Below are 20,252 nucleotides of genomic sequence, written 5' to 3'. Positions count from 1 at the left end.
CGGCGTATACCGTGTGCCGTAGGCCATCGTGGATGGCGCGGTGTGGCTAATTTCCTACACGTTTTTCAGCAGCCCGCCCCGTTAGGTGCGATTGTCCGGGATTAACGGGCCATACAGTTGCAGGCGGCGATGCTTGAATCCGCGGATGATCAACCAGAAGGACCTGCCGAATCATGCCCGCCGTCGAAACCTTTGCCCTGACCGTTGCCCAACGTGACATCTGGCTTGACCAGATCAGCCATGGCGACTCGCCGCTGTACAACATCGGCGCGTATGTGGAGTTGCAGGGCAGGGTGGATGCCGGGCAGTTGCAGCAGGCACTGCAGCACCTGGTGGCCGAGCATGATGGCCTGCGCACGGTACTGGTCACCGAAGCCGGCCTTGCCCGCCAGTATTTTGCCGCGCACATGGCCGTGCCACTGGCCTGCCACGACCTGCGCCAGGCCAGCGAGCCGTTCACCGCTGCACTGGCCTTGCTGGAAGCACAAATGCGTACGCCCTACAGCCTGGATGCCAGCCCGTTATGGGGGGCAACGTTGATCCGCATTGCCGACCAGCGTTACCTGCTGGCGGTGCAGGCCCATCACCTGATTCTCGATGGCTGGGGGGTAGACCAGTGGTTCAAGCAGCTTGCCGACTACTACCAGTTGCGGCAGCAAGGCCTGCCCTTGCCGCGCGGGGCAGCCTCCTACCAGGCCTTCATTGCAGACGATACCCAGTATCAGGCGTCAGCGCGGCATGCACGTGACCGCGACTACTGGCTGGCCAGCTACCAGCAGTTGCCCGACGCCCTGTTTGCCCCGCGCGAGCGCACTGCGCCGGCGAATGACTGGCCCAGTGGCGCACAGGTGCAAGCGCTCGACAGCCAGTTACTGGCACGCATGCGCCGCTTTGCTGCCGGGCTGCAAGCGTCGCCGCTGCATGTGCTGCTGGCTGCGTTGCATGTTTGCGTGACGCGCACCTGGCAACGTGACGAATGGGTGGTCGGGCTGCCTGTGCGCAACCGCGGCAACGCCCGCTTCAAGGCAACCTTGGGGCTGTTCACCCAAGTGAGTGCGCTGCGCATGGGCTTTGCCCGCGAATGCTCGTTCGCCGCGCTGGTAGAGGGCATCCGCGATGCGCTGAAACAGGACTATCGCCATCAGCGCTTTGCCCTCAGTGAACTCAATCGCAGCCTCGGTGTGCTGCGTGAAGAACGGCCACAGTTGTTCGAACTGATGGTCTCGTTCGAAGAAGACAGCAATGCCTTGCAGATAGCTGACGCGCCTGGCCATACCGTGATGATCTGCAACGGCCATGAACCGACGCCGTTGAGTATCCACCTGCGCTGCAACAGCCACAGTGATGCGGCGACGCTGCACGTGGTGCACAACCGGGCCTGGTTTACCGATGCTGAAGCCCAGGCGTTGTCCGGGCGCCTGCTGCATGTGCTGGAGCAAGGGCTACAGCAGCCGCAGGCGTTGCCTGGCCAATTCGACCTGCTGACCGGCAGTGAGCATGCCGCACTCGAACAGTGGCATGCCACGCAAACGCCAGTGGCTGATGCGGGCCTGATTCAGCAGCGCATCCAGGCCCAGGCCAGGGCCCGGCCGGCGGCAGTGGCTGCGCTGCACAACGGCCAGGCGCTGACCTATGGCGAACTTGAGCGGCGTGGCGAACTGCTGGCACAACACCTGGCAGGCCTGGGCGTGCGGCCTGAACGCCGGGTGGCCCTGATCGCCCAGCGCGGGCTGGACACCCTGGTGGGGCTGTTGGCCGTACTCAAGGCTGGCGCCGCCTATGTGCCGATTGACCCGGCTCATCCGCGTGAGCGGTTGGCTTATCTGCTGGAAGACAGCGCGCCTGACGTACTGCTGACGTTTTCCCGGCTGACCGAACGCTTGCCGGCCCACGGCCTTCGGCAAGTCGAGCTGGATCGTTTCGACTGGGCCGCCACGCCAGCCGCGGCGTTCCGGTTTGCACCGCAATCGCCAAGCGACCTTGCCTATGTCATTTACACCTCCGGTTCCACCGGCTTGCCCAAAGGCGTGATGGTCGAGCAGCACATGCTGGCCAACCTGGTTGACTGGCACTGCAGCAGCTTCGACCTGGGCCCCGGACGGCAGCAGTCGAGCCTGGCCGGTTTCGGTTTCGATGCCATGGCCTGGGAAGTCTGGCCAGCGCTGTGCAGCGGCGCGACCCTGCACCTGGCGCCGGTGCGCGATGGCGCCGAAGACATCGACGCCTTGCTCGCCTGGTGGCGGGCGCAGCCGCTGGATGTCAGCTTCCTGCCAACCCCGGTGGCCGAGCACGCGTTTGCCCAGGGCGAGCTGCACCCGACCCTGCAAACCCTGCTGGTTGGCGGTGACCGCCTGCGCCGCCTGGCCCGCGAGCGCCGCTACCGGGTGATCAACAATTATGGCCCTACCGAAACCACGGTGGTGGCCACCTCCGGCCAGGTCGTGGCGGGTGGGCCGCTGCATATCGGCGGCCCGGTGGCCAGCACCCGGCTGTACGTGCTCGATGAGCAGCGCCGGTTGCTGCCACCCGGTGCGGTGGGTGAACTGTATGTGGGCGGCAAGGGCGTTGCCCGCGGTTACCTGAACCGGCCACAGATGACGGCCGAGCGCTTTCTGCACGACCCGTTCAGCCCGCAAGCGGGGGCACGCATGTACCGCACCGGTGACCTGGTGCGCTGGCTGCCCGACGGTACCCTGGAATACCTCGGGCGTAACGACGACCAGGTGAAAATCCGCGGTGTACGGGTTGAACTGGCCGAAATCGAGGCTGCCCTGGCCAGCCATGCGGCCGTGCGCGAATGCGTGGTGATGCTGCGCGACGGCCAGTTGCAGGCCTGGTTCATCGCTGACGCGCCGGTGACCCCGCGTGCGTTGCACGAGCACTTGCGCGAACGCCTGCCGGTTGCGTTGCTGCCGGGTGCCTATGTACGCCTTGAGCGCTGGCCGCTGACCACCAATGGCAAGCTGGACCGCCGCACCTTGCCGCAGGCCGACGAGAGCGCCAAGGTGCGCCGTGAGCATGAAGCGCCACAGGGGCCAGTCGAGCAGCAGTTGGCGCAGCTGTGGGCCGAGTTGCTGCAGGTTGAGCGGGTAGGGCGCCAGGACCATTTCTTCGAACTGGGCGGCCATTCGCTGTTGGCCGTGCAACTGGTCGAGCGCCTACGTCAGCAAGGCTTACAGGCTGACATACAGGTGCTGTTCGGCCAGTCGACCCTGGCCAGCCTGGCGGCCAGCGTGACCCAGGTCGACAGCCCGGTGGTGCCGGAAAACCGGGTGCTGCCGGGTTGCCAGCAGATTACCCCAGGCATGCTCGCGCTCACCGAACTGGACCAGGCTGCCATTGACCGGATTGTCGCCACGGTGCCGGGCGGGGCTGGCAACGTGCAGGAAATCTACCCATTGGCACCTCTGCAGCAAGGGCTGCTGTATCACCATGTCACCGATGCCCGCGACCCCTACCAGCAGCAGGCCTTGTTTACCTTCGGCAGTCACGGGCAGCTGCAAGCCTTTACCGTTGCCTTGCAGCAGGTGATCGAGCGCCACGATATCCTGCGTACCAGCCTGTGCTGGGAGGGGCTGGAGCACCCGCAGCAGGTGGTCTGGCGCCAGGCGCGGTTGCCGGTTGAGCACTGGCACGGCCCCGCCGGGCAGTTGCGCAGCCATTTCGACCCGCAGCAGCGGCCGCTGGATCTGCGCCAGGCGCCGATGATGGCACTGGTGTGCAGTGAAGATGCCGGGCAGGGGCGTTGGCTGGGCCTGTTACGCTTCCATCATCTGGTCAACGACGCCGTATCGCTGCAGATACTGCTGGGCGAGCTGGAAGCCTTCATGAGTGGGCAAGGCGAGCGCTTGCCCACGCCAGTGGCGTACCGCGACTATGTCGCCGCCAGCACGCAGGCCGAGCGCCAGGCTGGCCACGCTGCCTTCTTCAGCAAGCAGCTTGCCGGTATCGAGCCGCAAGCACCGATCAGTGGGTACGGGGGCACAACGGTCGATGAGCAGCAGCTGGAGCGCCACGACCACTGCCTGGTCAGCGAGCGGGTCGCCGCGCTACGCCAGCAGGCCCGACAACAGGGCGCGAGCCTGGCCAGCCTGCTGCACCTGGCCTGGGCACAGGTGTTGGGCACCCTGGGCGGGCGCGACGAGGTGGTGCTGGGTACCGTGCTGTTGGGGCGCAGCATGGCCGGCCCGGGTGCCGGTCGGGCCATGGGCATGTTCATCAACAGCTTGCCCCTGCGTGTCACCCTGGCGCAGCGTTCCGCGGGCCAAGCGCTGAGTGAAACCCACGCCGGGCTGGCCGCGCTGCTGGCGCATGAAGATGCGCCACTGCTGCTGGCCCAGCGCTGCAGTGGTTTGCCATTAGGCAGCGCGTTGTTCGACAGCCTGGTCAACTACCGTCAGGGTAGCTTGCCGTTCGGCCAGGTGCTGCCAGGGATGGAATTGGCCGAGGCCAGCGAGGTACACAGCTATGGGCTGGTGCTGACCGTGGATGAACAGGCGGACTCGCTGCAACTGGCCATTCGCGCACCACGTGCGATCGGTGCGCAACGGGTCATGGACTATTTGCTCAACGCCTTGCAGCAGTTAGGCGATGCACTCGCCAGCCGCAGCAGTGCGGGCCTCCAGGCCTTGCGCACAGTGCCGGACGGCGAGCTGCAGCGATTGTTGCAGGACTTCAACCGCACTGAAGACAACCTTAGCCCGACCTGGCAGACCCTGCCGGCGCTATTCGAGGCCCAGGCCCGGCGCACGCCCAAGGCCATTGCCTTGCAGGCAGGCGACGACAGCCTTGACTACGAAACCCTCAACGCCCAGGCCAACCGCCTGGCCCATCAGCTGATTGCCCAAGGGGTCGGCCCTGACAGCCGGGTGGCCGTGTGCGTCGAGCGCGGCGTTGCGCTGATGGTCGCCTTGCTGGGCGTGCTCAAGGCTGGTGGTGCCTATGTGCCGCTGGACCCTGGCTACCCGCAAGAGCGCCTGCGCTTCATGCTGCAAGACTGCAACCCGACATTGGTGCTGGTTCACGGCGCCACGCAGGGCCTGTTCGCCTCGTTGCCATGCCGCTGGCTCGACCTCGACGACATCGGCTGGCAGGCCAACCCGGCCGACAACCCACAGGTGGCGGGGCTGGGGCCGTCACAACTGGCCTATGTGATGTACACCTCGGGTTCCACAGGTGCGCCCAAGGGCGTGATGGTCGAGCACCGAGGCCTGTGCAACCTGATGCACTGGGGTTCGCAAATCTGCCCGCCGCGCCCGGGCGATGCCTTGTTGCAACGGGCGCCTTTCACCTTCGATGGTTCGGTGTGGGAGTTGTTCTGGCCGTTGACCGCCGGTTTGCGCCTGGTGCTGGCGCGGCCCGATGGCCATCGCGACCCGGCGTACATGGTGCAGCTGATCCAGGCGCAGCAGGTCAGCATCGTCAAGTTCGTGCCGGCGCTGCTGCATCAGTTTCTCGAACAGCCGGGTGTTGAGCGTTGCACCAGCCTGACCGACATTTTCTGTGGTGGCGGTGAGCTGACCCTGGCCCTGGTGCACAGCGTGCGAAAACACCTGCCCAACGTGCGCCTGCACAATGTCTATGGCCCTACCGAAGCCACCGTGGACAGCACCGCCTGGACCTTGCCAGCGCATGCACCGCTACCCACGCAGGCGCCGCCGATCGGCCGGCCGATCGCCAATACCCGGCTGTATGTGCTCGATGCCCATGACCAGCCGGTGCCGTTGGGTGCGGTCGGGCAGCTGCACATCGGTGGTGTCGGCGTGGCGCGTGGCTACCTGGGGTTGCCGCAACTGCAGGCCGAGCGCTTCATCGCCAGCCCGTTTGTCGAGGGCGACCGCCTGTACCGCACCGGTGACCTGGTGCGCTACCGCGCCGACGGCGATCTGGACTTCATCGGCCGCAACGACTTCCAGGTCAAGTTACGCGGTTTGCGGGTGGAACTGGGCGAAATCGAAGCCTTGCTGGCTGCACACCCGGCGGTCGGGCAGGCGGTGGTGCTGATGCGTGACGAGCGCCTGGTGGCGTATTTCACCTGCAGCGATGGCCAGCAGGCGCCGGCGCTGGAGGCGTTGCGCAGCCACCTGTTGGCGCGCATGCCCGAGTACATGGTGCCGCAGGCGTTCGTGGGGCTGGCGGCGTTGCCGTTGAGCGCCAATGGCAAGGTCGACCGCAAGGCGCTGCCGGCACCAGGTGCGGAGGCTGTGATCAGCCGTGAGTACCAGGCACCACAGGGCGAGCTTGAAACAGCGCTGGCCGGGATCTGGACCGAGGTGCTGAAGATCGAGCAGGTAGGCCGTGACGACAACTTCTTCGAGTTGGGCGGGCATTCGTTGCTTGCGGTCAGCCTGGTGGCGCGCATGCGCCAGGCCGGGTTGCACGTGGATGCCAGGACCCTGTTCAGCCAGCCGACACTGGCGGGGCTGGCGGCCAGCACCCAGCGCGAGCAGGTTGCCGTGGTAGTGCCACAAACCACCATTCCCAGCTTGGGCAAGCGCCGGCGCCTCTGACCCGAGAAGCCAGCACAGGGACTGTGCTGGCTTCGGGTTGACGTGGTACCTGTGGGAGCGGCTTCAGCCGCGAACACCGGCGCAGCCGGTGCCATGCACCACGCAGGTCCGAATTGTCCCCACTTCCCATGTCAGACCGCCCGGTCACGATCCATTAGCGTGTCCACCATCCCTATTTCCAGGCAAAGCAGGATGCTTACCGATGCACTTCAGCGAACTGATGGCTGCTCTTTCCACCCGTGCAATCCGACTCCAGCGTGAAGACCAGGACCTGATCGTCCTCGGTGACGAAGAAACCCTGGACGACCCTTTGTGGGAGGCGCTGTCACGGCACAAGCCGGCCTTGCTGGAGATGCTTGCCCAACAGGATGACGACTGGCTCAGCCCGGCCTTTCGCATCACCCCCGACATGCTGCCGCTGGTAGCGCTGGACCAGGCCGCCATCGACCGCATCGTCGACAGCGTGCCGGGCGGTGCGGCCAATGTGCAGGACATCTACCCGCTGGCGCCGTTGCAGCAGGGCATGCTCTACCACCACCTGTCCGCCACCGACGGCGACCCTTACCTTTCGCAGGTGCAGCTGCGCTTTGCCAGCAAGGCCCACCTGGAGGCCTTTGCCCAGGCACTGCAATGGGTCATCCAGCGCCACGACATCCTGCGTACCGCGCTGCACTGGGAATACCTGGATGCCCCGGTACAAGTGGTCTGGCGTGAAGCGGCACTGGTGCGCGAGGCCCTGCCGCTGGCCGGCAGTAGCGCACTGGCCAGCCTGTGCCAGCGCTTCGACCCGCGCCACTACCGCCTCGACCTGCGTCAGGCCCCACTGATGCAGCTGATGCACGCCCAGGGCGAGGGCGATGAGTGGGTGGCGCTGTTGATGTTCCACCACGTGATCATGGACCACACCGCGCTGGACATCGTGCGCCGCGAGATCCAGGCACACCTTGCCGGCACAGCGGCGCAGCTGCCGGCACCCATGCCGTTTCGCGACGTGCTGGCGGCAGCCCGTCAGGCCCTCGACGAACAGGCCCATGAGCGCTTCTTTGCCGAGATGCTGGCCGATATCGATGAGCCCACGCTTGCCTTCGGCCAGCAGGGCAAAGTCGAGCAACCCCTGCAACAGGCACGCCTGACCCTGGCGCCGGCGCTCAGCCAGCGTTTGCGCAACCAGGCCCGGCAACTCGGGGTCAGCCCGGCCAGCGTGCTGCACCTGGGCTTTGCCCGGCTGATCGGCCAGCTCTCGGCGCGTCAGGCCGTGGTGTTCGGCAGCGTGCTGCTGGGGCGCATGACCACCGGTGACGGCGGTGAGCAGGCGCTGGGCATGTTCATCAACACCTTGCCATTGCGCATAGACCTGGGTCAGCACAGTGTGCGCGACGGGCTGCTGGCCACCCATCGCCGGCTCAGCGCCTTGCTCGGCCACGAGCAGGCATCGCTGGCCCTGGCTCAGCGTTGCAGCGGCGTGGCAGCGCCTGCGCCGCTGTTCAACAGCATGCTCAACTACCGCCACAGTGACGCCGGGGATGCCGCCGAGATCATCCCGGTGGCCCCCGGCATTGATATCGTCGGCGCCGAAGAGCGTACCGACTACCCGCTCACTGTCAGCGTCGATGACCTGGGTGACGACCTGCGCCTGACCGTACAAAGCCTGCCCGAATGGCATGCGCCGCGCTTGTGCGTGCAATTCGAACAGGTGCTGGACAGCCTGGTGGATGCCCTGGAGCAGGCACCCGCCACGCCATTGCAGGCGCTGGCCGTGCTGCCAGCGGTCGAGCGCGAGCAGGTGCTGCAGCAGTTCAACGACAGTGACCGGCATTTCCCGCAAGGCCACACCGTGCATGCGCTGGTCGAGGCCCAGGCCGCCCGCGCACCTGATGTGCTGGCGGTGCAGCAGGGCGCCCAGGCGCTGAGCTACGGCGAGCTGAATCGCCAGGCCAACCAGCTGGCCCACCAATTGCGCGCGCGGGGCGTGCAGCTGGGTGACCGGGTTGCCCTGTGCCTGCCACGCAACGCCCGGCGGCTGGTTGGCCTGCTGGGTGTGCTCAAGGCCGGTGCTGCCTATGTACCGGTTGACCCAGGCTACCCGGCCGAACGCATTGCCTACCTGCTCAATGACTGCGCGCCGGCGCTGCTGCTGGCGGAAAGCGCCATCGACAGCGTGCCAGTCGACATCCCGCGACTGGACCTGGACCAGGGCTCTGCCTATGCCGCTGACGACAGCAACCCGCAGGTACCCGGCCTGGATGCGCAACAACTGGCCTACCTGGTGTACACCTCCGGGTCCACCGGGCAGCCCAAGGGGGTAATGGTCGAACACCACACCTTGGCCAATCTGGTGCACTGGCATTGCCAGGCCTTTGCCGTGGACAGTGCCACGCATGCCTCCAGTGTTGCCGGTTTCGGTTTCGACGCCATGGCCTGGGAGGTGTGGCCAAGCCTGAGCGCCGGGGCCACCGTGCACCTGCCGCCGGCGCACATCGGTAATGAACATGTCGAGGAGCTGCTCGACTGGTGGCTGCAACAACCGCTGACGGTGAGTTTCCTGCCCACCCCGGTGGCCGAGCAGGCGCTGCGCCGTGAACATCAGCACCCGACCTTGCGCACCTTGCTGGTCGGTGGCGACCGCCTGCGCCAGTTCGACCGCGACCCAGGCTTCGCCCTGGTCAACAACTACGGGCCGACCGAAACCACGGTAGTGGCTACCTCGGGGCCGATCACCCCCGGCGGTGCCCTGCATATCGGCCGGCCGATTGCCAATACCCGGGTCTACGTGCTGGACGAAGGCCTGCAACCCGTTCCGGTCGGGGTGACCGGGGAGCTGTACATCGGCGGGGCACAGGTGGCGCGGGGCTACTTCAACCGCCCGGCGCTGACCGAGGAGCGCTTCCTGGCCGACCCGTTCAGTACCCAGGCGAATGCCCGCATGTACCGCAGCGGTGACCTGGTGCGCTGGAACAGCGACGGTACCCTCGACTACCTTGGGCGCAACGATGACCAGGTGAAGATCCGTGGCGTGCGGGTGGAGCTGGGTGAAATCGAAGCCGCCCTCACGGCGCAGCCGGGCATCGACGCTGCCGTGGTGCTGGTGCGCGGCGAACGCTTGCTGGCCTGGTACACCGAGACCACGCCGCTAGCCCCACAGGCCCTGCGCGAGGCGTTGCAGGCCAGCCTGCCTGCGCACATGCTGCCGCAGGCATTCACCCGCCTGGACGAACTGCCGTTGACCAGCCACGGCAAGCTCGACCGCCGCGCGCTACCCGACCCGGCCACCGGCGAACTGTTCGGCCAGCATTACGAGGCACCGCAGGGCGCTACCGAAACCGCCATGGCGCAGGTGTGGGCCGAGGTGCTGGGTGTCGAGCGGGTGGGGCGGCATGACAATTTCTTCGAACTCGGCGGCCATTCACTGCTGGCCGTGACCCTGGTCGAGCGCCTGCGCAAGGCAGGGCTGGTGACCGACGTACGGGTGCTGTTCGCCCAGCCGACCCTGGTGGCGCTGGCCGCTGTAGTGGGGGCGGGCCAGGAAGTCGAGGTGCCGGCCAACCGCGTGCCGCTGGGGGCCGAGCACATTACCCCGGGCATGCTCAGCCTGGTACAACTGGACCAGGCGGTCATCGACCAGGTTGTCGCCAGCGTGCCGGGCGGCGCCGCCAACGTGCAGGAAATCTACCCGCTGGCACCGCTGCAACAAGGGGTGCTGTACCACCACCTGAGCGCCGAACAGGGCGACCCGTACCTGCTGCAGACCCGCCTGGCCTTTGACAGTGTCGAGCGCTTGCTGGCCTGGGCCGGGGCCTTGCAACAGGTGATCGACCGCCACGATATCCTGCGCACGGCCGTGCACTGGCAGGGCCTGGCGCAGCCGCTGCAAGTGGTGTGGCGCCAGGCAACACTGTGCGTCTGCGAAGTCGACGACTTGCCCGAGCAGGCCGGTGTGGCACGCATCGACCAGCTGCACGCGCGCTTCGACGCCCGCCATCACCGCATCGACCTGGGCCAGGCGCCGCTGACCCGGTTGTATTACAGCCTCGACCCAGCCAACCAGCAGGTGGTGGCGGTGTTGCTGTTCCATCACCTTACCCTCGACCATACCGCCATGGACGTGGTCGCCCGCGAGATGCGCGCCCTGCTGTTCGGCCAGGGGCACACCCTGCCGCCCGCCGTGCCGTACCGCAACTACGTGGCCCAGGCTTGCCTGGGCGACCAGGGGGGGCATGAAGCGTTCTTCCGCGACATGCTGGCCGACGTCGATGAGCCAACCTTGCCGCTGGGCCATGCCGACGTGCAAGGCGATGGCCGTGATATCCAGAGTGCAACGCAAGCGCTGGACAACCGGCTGGCCCAGCGTTTACGCGGCCAGGCCCGGCAACTGGGCGTGAGTGCCGCCAGCCTGATGCACCTGGCCTGGGCGCGGGTGCTCGCGGTGCTGGCCAACCGCGACGACGTGGTATTCGGCACCGTTCTGATGGGCCGCCTGCAAGGGGGCGAGGGTGCCGACCGTGCCTTGGGCATGTTCATCAATACCTTGCCGCTGCGGGTCGACACCACTGCGCAGGTGCATGCCGCCGTACGCGCGGCCCACCGCAGCCTGTCGTCGCTGCTGGCCCACGAACACGCGCCGCTGGCCCTGGCCCAGCGCTGCAGCGGCGTGCCTGCTGCGGCACCGCTGTTCAGTGCCTTGCTCAATTATCGGCACAGCGCCGACGATGCGCCGCGCGAAGGCGAGGGCATCTGGGAGGGCGTTCGCCTGCTGGGCGGCGAAGAGCGCAGCAACTACCCACTGACCCTTAGCGTCAACGACCTGGGTAGCGGTTTTACCTTTAGCGTGCTGGCCGTGCCCGGCATTGGCGCCGCACGGGTGGCGGGGTGGATGGCCAACGCCGTCGCGCAACTGGTCCAGGCGCTGGAACAAAGCCCGACCACTACGCTGAACCGCCTGCCGATCCTTGATGAATCGGCCCATCAGCAGCTGTTCGGCAGCTTCAACGCCACCGCGCAAGCCTACCCGCAGGGGCACACGGTACACGCCTTGTTTGAAGCCCAGGCAGCCCGTACCCCGGATGTCAGCGCGGTCAGCCAGGGTGAGCAGGCGCTCAGCTATGGCGAGCTGAACCGGCGCGCCAACCAGCTGGCGCACCGCCTGATCGCCGATGGCGTGCAGCGTGGTGACCGCGTTGCGTTGTGCCTGGGCCGCCACTGTGAACGCATCGTCGGCCTGCTGGCCGTGCTCAAGGCCGGTGCGGCCTACGTACCGGTAGACCCGGCGTACCCGGCCGAGCGCATTGCCTACCTGCTGGCCGACAGTGCCCCGCGGCTGGTCCTCGCAGAAACGCACATCACCGGGCTGCCGGCCGCGGTCCCGCGGCTCGACCTCGACTCGCCAGAAGCCTTCCATAGCCGCACCGACAACCCACAGGTTGCCGGCCTGGATGCCCACCAACTGGCCTATCTGGTGTACACCTCCGGCTCCACTGGCCAGCCTAAAGGGGTGATGGTCGAGCACCACACCCTGGCCAACCTGGTGCACTGGCATTGCCAGGCCTTTGCCCTTAAGGCCGGCGTACGTACCTCCAGCGTGGCCGGCTTCGGCTTCGACGCCATGGCCTGGGAGGTATGGCCGGCCTTGTGTGCCGGGGCCACGCTGCACCTGCCGCCCACGCACATCGGCAACGAGCATGTCGATGAACTGCTGGACTGGTGGCTGGCACAGCCACTGGCGGTCAGCTTCCTGCCCACGCCGGTTGCCGAGCAGGCATTGCGCCGCCCGCTGCAGCACCCCACCCTGCACACCTTGCTGGTGGGGGGCGACCGCCTGCGCCAGTTCGACCGCGACCCGGGCTTTGCCTTGGTCAACAACTATGGGCCGACCGAAACCACGGTGGTGGCCACCTCGGGCGTATTACACGCGGGCGCGGCGCTGCACATCGGCAAACCCATCGCCAACACCCGCGTGTACGTGCTGGATGAGCGCCGTCAGCCGGTGCCGGTGGGGGTTACCGGCGAGCTGTACATTGGCGGCGCGCAGGTAGCGCGTGGCTACTTCAACCGCCCTGAACTGACGCAAGAGCGTTTCCTGGCCGACCCGTTCAGCCGCCTGCCGGGTGCGCGCATGTACCGCAGTGGCGACCTGGTGCGCTGGAACACCGACGGCACGCTGGATTACCTGGGCCGCAACGACGACCAGGTGAAGGTCCGCGGTGTACGCGTGGAACTGGGCGAGATCGAGGCAGCGCTGGCGGCCCAGGCCGGCATCGGCGATGCCGTGGTGCTGGTGCGCGGTGAGCGCCTGCTGGCCTGGTTCACCGTAACCGCACCCGTGGCGATCGAGGGCCTGCGCCAGGCGCTGCAAGCCTGCCTGCCGGCGCATATGGTGCCGCAAGCGCTGATCCGCCTGGATGAACTGCCGCTTACCAGCCATGGCAAGCTCGACCGCCGCGCGCTGCCCGAGCCGGACACCACCGACCTGGTGGGACACAGCTATGAAGCCCCTGTGGGCGAGACCGAAGCTGCCATGGCGGCAGCCTGGGCCGACGTGCTGGGTGTCGACCGGGTAGGGCGCCACGATAACTTCTTCGAACTGGGCGGCCACTCGCTGCTGGCCGTCAGCCTGATCGAGCGCTTGCGCCAACAAGGCCTGGCAACGGATGTGCGCGTGCTGTTTGGCCAGCCGACGGTAGCCTCCCTGGCTGCTGCCATGGGGCAAGGCCGGCAGGTCACCGTGCCGGAAAACCGTATTCCGGCTGCCTGCACACGGATAACTGCTGACATGCTGCCATTGCTGGCACTGGATCAAGGGTCGGTCGACCGCATTGTCGCAAGCGTACCTGGCGGCGCCGCCAATGTGCAGGACATCTACCCGTTGGCGCCGTTGCAGGAGGGGATTCTCTACCACCACCTGAGCGCGACCGGGGCAGACCCCTACCTGCTGCAATGGCCCATCGTCTTCGACAGCCTGGCACGCCTGCAAGCCTTTGCCGGCGCGCTGGACAAGGTCATTGCCCGCCACGATGTGCTGCGCACCGCCGTCCTCTGGGACGGCTTGGCGCAACCCGTCCAGGTGGTCTTGCGAACAGTCCCTGCGGTTGCGCAATCACCCTGTGGGAGCGAGCATGCTCGCGAACGAGACGGCACCGATCTCGACCTGGGCAAGGCCCCGTTGATCCGCCTGCACTACAGCGAATCAGACGGCCCCATCCAGGCCACCCTGCAGTTCCACCACATCGTCCTCGACCACACGGCCATGAAAGTGGTGCTGGCCGAAATCCGCGACCACCTGCACGGCCTGGAGCCCACACAGGCGCCGGTGCCATACCGCAACTATGTCGCCCAGGCCCGCCTGGCCATCAGTGATGCGGAACACGAAGCGTTCTTCCGCGCGCAACTCGGCGACATCGACGAAGCGACCTTGCCCTATGGCCTCTGCGACCTGCAGGGCCAGGCCAGCCAGTTCGAACTGGCCAGCGTGATGGTGCCGCACGCCCAGTACCAGTGCCTGCATCGTCAGGCCCGGCAACTGGGCGTAAGCACCGCAAGCCTGCTGCACCTGGCCTGGGCACGCCTGGTGGCGGCCACCAGCGGCAAGTCCAGCGTGGTGTTCGGCACCGTCCTGCTAGGGCGCCTGCAAGGTGGCGCCGGTGCCGACCGGGGCCTGGGCATGTTCATCAATACCTTGCCACTGCGCCTGGACCTGCAAGGGCTGGATGTGCGTGCAGCGGTGCGCCAGGCCCATCAACGGCTGGCGACGCTGCTGGTGCATGAGCACGCCTCGCTGGCATTTGCCCAGCGTTGCAGCGGCGTGGCCTCGCCGGCACCGCTGTTCAGCGCCATGCTGAACTATCGCCATGGCGCCACGGCCAGCGAGCAGCAGGCGCGTGAGCAAGCCCTGGAGGGCATCGAGGTGTTGCCCCCGCGCGGGCATGGCAATTACCCGATCAGCGTCAACGTCGATGAGCTGGGCGACGGGCTGCGCATCAGCGCGCAGGTCACGGCGCAGGTGGGGGCCCAGCGCCTGTGCGAGCAATTGCAGCAGGTGCTGGTCGGCTTGCTGGACGCACTCGAACACCAGCCCGGTTTGCCGTTGCAGCAACTTTCGGTGCTGACCCAGGCCGAGCGCCAACAGCTACTGACGCAGCCTGCACCGCAGCCCCATGACCTTGAGCAGCCGCTGCACCGCCTGTTCGAGGCGCAGGTGCGTCGTGCACCCGATGCCATCGCACTGGTGGCCGAAGAGGGGGAACTGAGTTACCGCCAGCTTGATGAACAGGCCAACCGCCTGGCGCACCACCTGATCGGCCTGGGTGCCGGCCCCGATGAAAGGGTGGCGATTTGCATCGAGCGTGGGCTGAACATGGTCATCGGCGTGCTGGCCATTCTCAAGGCCGGTGCTGCCTATGTACCGGTCGACCCCGGCTACCCGGCCGAGCGCATCCGCCACATGCTGGCCGACAGCGCACCGCTGGCCGTTCTGGTGCATGGCGCCACCCGCGAAGTAGCCGCAGCCGCCCAGCTGCCACGGGTCGACCTGGACCAGCCTTGCTGGCAGCAGCAACCGGTCAGCAACCCGCGTATTGCCGGGCTTGGCGCCCACCACCTGGCCTATGTGATCTATACCTCCGGCTCTACCGGCGTGCCCAAGGGCGTGATGGTCGAGCACCGCAACGTGGTCAACCTGGTGCACTGGAGCCGCCGCCTTTGCCCCACAGCGGGCGAGGGTGGCGTGCTGCACAAGACCCCGGTCAGTTTCGACGCTTCGGTCTGGGAGCTGTTCTGGCCGCTGTGCAGCGGTTTGCGCCTGGTGCTGGCCCGCCCCGACGGCCAGCGCGAGCCGGCCTACCTGGCGCAGCTGATCCAGGCGCAGCAGGTGGCAGTGGTGCAGTTCGTGCCAGCCTTGCTGCAGCAGTTCATCGAGCAGCCCGAGAGCAGCCACTGCAGCAGCCTGACCGACATCGTCTGTGGCGGTGGAGAGCTGAGCAGCGCCCTGGCAGCCCAGGTGCGCAAGCGCTTGCCGCAGGTACGCCTGCATAACGTCTACGGCCCCACCGAGACCACGGTGGATTGCAGCGTATGGACGCTGCAACCAGACAAGGAAGTGCCCCAGGGTGCCTTGCCAATCGGCCGGGCCATCGACAATACCCGGCTGTATGTGCTCGACGGTGACGACCAGCTTGTGCCGTGGGGCGTCGCCGGGCAGCTGCACATCGGTGGCGCGGGTGTAACGCGTGGCTACCTGGGCCTGCCGGAGCAGCAGGCCGAGCGTTTCATCGCCAGCCCTTTCGTCACGGGTGAGCGCCTGTACCGCAGTGGTGACCTGGTGCGCCTGGACCGGGATGGCAACCTGATGTTCCTTGGCCGTACCGACCAGCAGATCAAACTGCGTGGTCTGCGTATTGAACCGGGTGAGATCGAAGCCAGCCTGAGTCGCGTAGCGGGGGTGCGCGAGGCCGTCGTGCTCGCGGTAGATGACGCACGCCTGGTCACCTACTACACAGGTACCGCGCAGCCTGCGGACAACCTGCGCCAGGCAGTGCAGGCACAACTGCCGGACTACATGGTGCCGGCCCTGTACATTCACCTGGAGCAGTTGCCGCTGACCCCTAACGGCAAGCTCGACCGCAAGGCGCTGCCAGCAGCGGATGCGGCCCTGCACGGGCGGCCCTACGAAGCACCCACGGGCAGCACCGAAACCTTGCTGGCCCGGCTGTGGAGCGAGTTGCTGGGGGTTGAACAGATCGGTCGGCACGACAACTTCTTCGAGCTCGGTGGCCATTCCCTGCTGGCCGTCAGCCTGACCGCGCGCTTGCGCCTGGAGGGCCTGCAAGTTGATGTACGCACCCTGTTCGGCCAGCCGACCATCGCGGCCCTGGCCGCCACGCTGGGCGCCGACCAACAGGTGGACGTACCGGAAAACCGCATTCCGCCAGGCTGCACGCAGATCACACCGCAGCTGCTCAGCCTGATCGACCTGGACCAGACTGGCATCGACCGCATCATTGCCCAGTTACCCGGCGGCGCCGCCAATGTGCAGGACATCTACCCGCTGGCGCCGTTGCAAGAGGGCATCCTCTATCACCACCTCAGCGCCGAGCACGACCCCTACGTGCTGTATTCCAGGCTGCGCTTTGCCAGCCGCGAACGCCTGCAAGCCTTCGCCAGCGCGCTGGACAAAGTCATCGCCCGCCACGACGTGCTGCGCACCGCCATCCTCTGGGAAGGCCTGCCACAACCCGTGCAGGTTGTCCTGCGCGCAGTCCCTACGATTGCACACGAACCCTGTGGGAGCGAGCATGCTCGCGAAAAACCCAACACCGCTCTCGACCTGGGCCAGGCCCCGCTGATCCGCCTGCTCCACACCGACTCGGACGGCCCGATCGAAGCCACCTTGCAGTTCCACCACATCGTCCTCGACCACACCGCCCTGGAAGTGGTCGGCGAAGAGCTCACCGCCCACCTGCAAGGCGCCCCGGCCCCAAGCCATGCCCCAGTGCCTTATCGCAACTACGTGGCCCAGGCCCGCCTGGGCATCAGCCAGGCCGGGCACGAGGCATACTTCCGCGCGCAACTGGCCGATATCGACGAGCCGACCTTGCCGTTCGGCCTTGGTGACGTGCAAGGCGACGGCCGCGACATGCAGGAGGCCAAGCTGCCACTCTCGGCCGAGCTTGCCGCACGCCTGCGGCAACAGGCCCGGCAACTGGGCATCAGTGTTGCCAGCCTGTTCCACCTGGCCTGGGCGCGGTTGCTGGCGGCTGCCAGCGGCAGGCACAGCGTGGTGTTCGGCACCGTGCTGCTGGGCCGCCTGCAGGGCGGCGAGGGTGCCGAGCGCGCGCTGGGCATGTTCATCAACACCTTGCCCCTGCGCGTAGACCTGGCCGATATCGGCCTGCAAAGCGCCGCCCGGGCCGTGCACCAGCGGCTCAGCGCTCTGCTGGCCCATGAGCATGCCTCGCTGGCCCTGGCCCAGCGTTGCAGTGGCGTGGCCGCACCGTTGCCCCTGTTCAGCGCCATGCTCAATTACCGCCATGGTGCCGAGCCCGATGCCACCCAGCGCCAAGGCTGGGAAGGCATTGAGGTACTGGAAGGGCAGGAGCGTACCAACTACCCGTTGAGCCTGAACGTGGATGACCTGGGTGAAGGCTTCCGTCTGGTCGCCATGACCTCTGCCGCAGTCGGCGCGGCGCGCATCTGCGGGCAGATGGACCAGGTGTTGCAAGGCATGGTCGAAGCCCTGGAGCATGAGCCGGAGCTGCCGTTGCAGCGCCTGCCCGTGTTGCAGGCCGAGGAGCGCCAGCGCGTGCTGCTCGATTTCAACGACACCGCGGTTGACTACAACCTTGAACAGACCCTGCACGGCATGATCGAAGCGCAGGTTGGGCGCACGCCGGATGCCGTGGCGGTGCGGGCCGAAGAGGGCGAGCTGACTTACCGCCAGCTCAACGAACAGGCCAACCGCCTGGCGCATCATCTGATCGGGTTGGGCGTTAAACCGGATGATCGGGTAGCGATCTGCGTCGAACGCGGGCTGTCGATGGTGGTTGGGTTGCTGGCCATCCTCAAGGCCGGCGGCGCTTATGTGCCGGTCGACCCGGACTACCCGGCAGAGCGTGTGCGGCACATGCTGAGCGACAGCGCGCCAGTGGCGGTGCTGGTGCATGCGGCTACCCGGCATGTGCCGGAAACCGGTCTGCTGATTGATCTGGACCAGCCGATCTGGGGCGATCTGCGTGGCAGCAATCCGCTTGTGGCGGGGTTGACCCCGCGGCATTTGGCCTACGTGATCTACACCTCAGGGTCGACCGGCCTGCCGAAAGGCGTGATGAACGAGCATGCCGGGGTGGTCAACCGCTTGCTGTGGATGCAGGACGCCTACGGCCTGGGTGCCGATGACGTGGTGCTGCAAAAGACCCCGTTCAGCTTTGACGTGTCGGTCTGGGAATTCCTCTGGCCATTGCAGACCGGCGCACGGCTGGTCATGGCCCGCCCAGGCGGGCATCGCGACCCCGAGTACCTGCGCGAGGTGATTGCCCGCGAACACATCACCACCCTGCATTTCGTCCCGTCAATGCTGGATGTATTCCTCTCCTCCGGCCCCACCACAATCCCTGTGGGAGCGGGCGCGCCCGCGAAAAATCCAACACGGTGTATGGCACCGGCTTCGCCGGTGTTCGCGGGCTCGCCCGCTCCCACAGGGGCGGCGCATGCCTCCAATAATGCACCGATCCCACGATTGGTCCGAGTGATCTGTTCGGGCGAGGCTTTGCCGGGAAGTCTGGTACGGCGTTTCCACGCACAATTGCCAACCGTCGAACTGCACAACCTCTACGGTCCAACCGAAGCCGCCGTCGACGTCAGTGCCTGGCACTGCACCAGCGCCCCCGACAGCACCCCCATCGGCAAACCCATCGCCAACACCACCCTGTACATCCTCGACAACCAGCAACAACCGGTCCCGCAGGGCGTTGCCGGCGAGCTGTACATCGGCGGCGTGCAGGTCGCCCGTGGTTACCTGAACCGGGCCGAACTCACTGCCGAGCGCTTCATCGACGACCCGTTCGTACCCGGCGCACGCCTGTACCGCACCGGCGACCTGGCCCGCCACCTGGCCGACGGCAACATCGAGTACCTGGGCCGCAACGACGACCAGGTCAAGCTGCGTGGCCTGCGCATCGAGCTGGGCGAGATCCAGGCCGGCCTCACTGCCATTGCCGGCATCAAGGAGGCGGTGGTGCTCGCCAAGGACCAGCGCCTGGTCGCGTACTACACCGGTGAGCCGCAAACGGTAGAAACCCTGCGCACGTCGCTGCTCGCGCACCTGCCGGAATTCATGGTCCCGGCGCAGTTCATGCACCTCGAAGCACTACCACTGAGCCCCAACGGCAAGCTCGACCGCAAGGCGCTGCCTGAACCCGGTGTGCTGCAGGACCGCCCGTTCGAAGCCCCGCAAGGCGCTACCGAACGCCTGCTCGCAGCCATCTGGGCCGAGCTGCTGGGCGTGGAGCAGGTCGGGCGCCACGACAACTTCTTCGAACTGGGCGGCCATTCGCTGCTGGCCGTCACCCTCACTGCACGCCTGCGTGAACAAGGCCTGCATGCCGATATCCGTGTATTGTTCGGCCAACCGACCCTGGCCGCGCTGGCGGCAGCACTGGGCGCTGGAACCCGGGTGGCGGTGCCGGCCAACCGCATTGCCGCAGGCACCTCACACATCACCCCGGCCATGCTGCCGCTGGCCGAGCTTTCGCAGGTTGCCATCGACACTCTGGTCGCGCAGGTGCCCGGGGGTACCGAGAACATCCAGGACATCTACGGCCTGGCGCCCCTGCAACAGGGCATTCTTTACCACCACCTGGCCAGCAACGGCGCCGACCCGTACGTGTTGCAGGCGCGCTTCGCCTTCCCTGGCCAGGCCGAGCTGGATGCCTTTGCCGCCGCGCTCGACCAGATCATTGCCCGCCACGACATCCTGCGCACCAGCATCCACTGGCAAACCCTTGACGAACCGGTGCAAGTGGTATGGCGCAATACGCCATCGGTCGCTAGCGCTTTGGGCCGCGAACAGACCCACGCTGGCATCAACCTGAACCAGGCGCCGCTGGTGCGGCTGCTGCCCGAGCAGGCCGAAAGTGGCCTGCAAGCCACGTTGCTGATCCACCACATCATCCTTGACCACGCAGCGGTCGAGCAGCTGGTGGCCGAAATCACCACCGTGCTGCAAGGCCAGCCGCTCGTCGAGGCCAGCGTGCCTTA

General features: G+C 66.8%; 2 protein-coding genes (1 of these 2 running past the window's edge). Both read left to right on the top strand.

Annotated elements, in window-relative coordinates:
* Positions 1-173 precede the first annotated feature (173 nt).
* The gene (locus ACQKPZ_RS02240) at positions 174-6,509 is read left to right on the top strand and encodes an amino acid adenylation domain-containing protein (RefSeq protein WP_427535287.1); all 6,336 of its coding nucleotides are present in this window, start codon (positions 174-176) and stop codon (positions 6,507-6,509) included.
* A 202-nt stretch (positions 6,510-6,711) separates the two neighbouring features.
* Positions 6,712-20,252 carry the 5' portion of a non-ribosomal peptide synthase/polyketide synthase gene (locus ACQKPZ_RS02235; protein WP_427535285.1) on the top strand. It continues 9,031 nt past the right edge of the window, so only the first 13,541 of its 22,572 coding nucleotides appear in the window; its start codon is at positions 6,712-6,714; the stop codon falls past the right edge of the window.

The organism is Pseudomonas sp. NPDC089547, from assembly GCF_050280665.1.
GTDB lineage: Bacteria > Pseudomonadota > Gammaproteobacteria > Pseudomonadales > Pseudomonadaceae > Aquipseudomonas.
This window is presented reverse-complemented; position numbering and strand designations above follow the sequence as displayed.